The organism is Streptomyces sp. NPDC001985 (assembly GCF_040296845.1).
Classification (GTDB): Bacteria; Actinomycetota; Actinomycetes; order Streptomycetales; family Streptomycetaceae; genus Streptomyces.
In genome coordinates, this window is the sequence record NZ_JBEOYB010000178.1 from 1 (window position 1) to 2708 (window position 2708).

Genomic DNA, 2708 nt, shown 5'->3' on the forward strand with positions numbered 1-2708 from the left:
CGCCGAGGTGCTGGGTCTGGACCGGGTCGGGGCCGAGGTGTCGTTCTTCGACCTCGGCGGCGACTCCCTCCTCGCCATGCGCCTCATCGCCCGCGTTCGCGCCGTCCTCGACACCGAGGTCAGCATTCGCGACCTCTTCTCCGCCGGGACGGTCGCCGGCCTGGCCGCACTGATCGACGAGACGGACGGGGACACCCGTATCGCTCTGACACCCCGGCCCCGGCCGGACGTCGTACCCCTCTCGTACGCCCAGCAGCGGATGTGGTTCCTGAACCGCCTGGAGGAGACCGACTCGGGCGCCGACGCGGCCTACAACCTCCCACTGACCCTGCGTATGTCCGGCGATCTGGATGTCGCGGCGCTGGAGGCCGCGATCAGCGACATCGCCGACCGGCACGAGAGCCTGCGGACCGTCTTCCCCGAGACCGACGGCGCCCCGCGCCAGCACATCCTGGAGGGTCCCGCCGGACGGCCGCCGCTGACGATCATCGAGACGGACGAGAGCGAGCTCCAGAACGTCCTCACCGTCCACTCGGCACGGGGATTCGACGTCAGCGTCGATCTGCCGTGGCGGACGTGGCTGTTCGTCACCGGTCCTTCGGAGTATGTGCTGCTGATCGTGGCGCACCACATCGCGGTCGACGGCTGGTCGATGGGCGCCCTCTCCCGCGACCTGGGGACCGCCTACACCGCGCGCAGGGAAGGCCGGACACCCGGCTGGGAGCCGCTGCCGGTCCAGTACGCGGACTACGCGCTCTGGCAGCGCGAGGTCCTCGGCGACCTCGACGACCCCGACAGCCTCATCAGCAGCCAGATCAACCACTGGCGTGAGGCCCTGGAGGGCGCTCCTGAAGAGCTGGTGCTCCCCACCGACCGGCCGAGGCCCTCGATACCGTCCTTCCAGGGACACTCGGTGCCGCTCAGGGTGGGCGCCGACGCGCACGCCGGTCTGGTCGAGGTCGCGGGGCGTGGCCGGGCGACGATGTTCATGGTCATGCATGCCGCGGTGGCCATGCTGCTGTCGCGGATGGGTTCCGGGGACGACATTCCCATCGGAACCCCGATCGCCGGTCGCGGGGACGCCGCGCTGGACGACCTGGCGGGCTTCTTCGTCAATACGCTGGTGCTGCGCGCGGATCTGAGCGGGGACCCGACCTTCACCGAGCTGCTGGCACGGGTCCGCGAAACCGACCTCGGAGCATACGGCCATCAGGATGTGCCGTTCGAGCGGCTGGTGGATGTACTGAGCCCGGTCCGGACACTCTCCCGCAACCCGCTCTTCCAGGTGATGCTGGCCCTCCAGAACGTACCGGAGGCCCGCTGGGAACTCCCCGGCCTCGACGTCGGCCCCCTGCCTCCCGCCTCGGAGCTGGCAGCCCGGTTCGACCTCTCCGTCACGCTGGTCGAACAGCGGGACGACGACGGAGCGCCGGCCGGTATCGGCGGGGGAATCCTCTACGCCACGGACATCTTCGACGAGGAGACCGTGCGCGGACTCGCCCGTCGCCTGGGCCATGTGCTGGAACAGGTCGCGGCCGACCCCGGAACCAGACTGAGCCGGATCGAGGTACTGGACGAGACCGACCGCGCCCAGGTCGTCACCGACTGGAACGACACCCACGAGGCGCCGGAGGCCGAAACGGTCCTCGGCCTGTTCGCGGCGAGGGTGGAGACCGCGCCCGATGTCGCCGCGGTGCGGTGTGGGTCGGAGGTGTTGTCGTACGGGGAGCTGGAGGCGCGTGCGAATCGTCTGGCCCGGTATCTGACCGGTTTGGGTGTGGGCCGGGAGTGTGTGGTGGGTCTGTGCCTGCCGCGTGGGGTGGAGATGGTGGTGGCGCTGCTGGCGGTGTGGAAGGCCGGTGGCGCGTATGTGCCACTCGATCCGGACTATCCGGCGGACCGTCTCGCGTACATGATCTCCAACAGCGCTGCGGTGACGGTCCTCGGTACCGGCGAGACACTGGCGGATCTTCCGTCGGACATGCCACCCACCCTCCTGCTGGACGAGGCCGGGGACGCGATCGCCGCTCAGTCCTCGGAGCCGCTCGACACGGTGGTGGGTCCGGAGCAGTTGGCGTATGTGATCTATACGTCGGGTTCGACGGGCCGTCCGAAGGGTGTCGCGGTCGCCCATGGCGGGGTGGCGAACCTCGCGCAGGTGATGCGTCCCGTGCTGGGCGTGGCGGAAGGGGTGGTGGCGCTTCAGTTCGCCTCCTTCAGCTTCGACGCGGCGGTTCTCGATGTCGCGGTCACGCTGGGTGCGGGTGGGACGTTGGCGATCGCGTCGAGTGAGGAGCGGAGGGAGCCGGAGGCGCTGGCGGAGATGATCCGTGCCGCCGGGGTGGAAGTCGCCAGTGTGGTGCCGTCGCTGCTGGGTGTGCTGGATCCGGGTGCGGTGTCGGGTGTGCGGAACTGGGTGCTGGGTGCTGAGCGGTTGAACGCTGATCTGGCGAGCCGGTGGCTGGCGGGGTCGCGGGTGTGGAATACGTACGGTCCGACTGAGGCGACCGTGATCACCACCGCTGTGCCGCTCGATCCGGCGATGGGTCCGGAGGATCAGCCTCCGGCCATCGGCGCCCCCATCGGCAATGCCCGCGTCCTTGTCCTGGACGATTTCCTCCAGCCGGTGCCGGTGGGTGTGACGGGTGAGCTGTATGTGGCGGGTGCCGGTCTGGCCCGGGGCTATGTCGGCCGCCCGGATCTGACCG

General features: G+C 69.8%; 1 protein-coding gene. It reads left to right on the plus strand.

The window, feature by feature from the left end; translation table 11 throughout:
• Positions 1 to 2708, plus strand: a 2708-nt coding sequence (locus tag ABT122_RS33410) for a non-ribosomal peptide synthetase (protein WP_351559927.1), incomplete at both ends; no start/stop codon positions are given.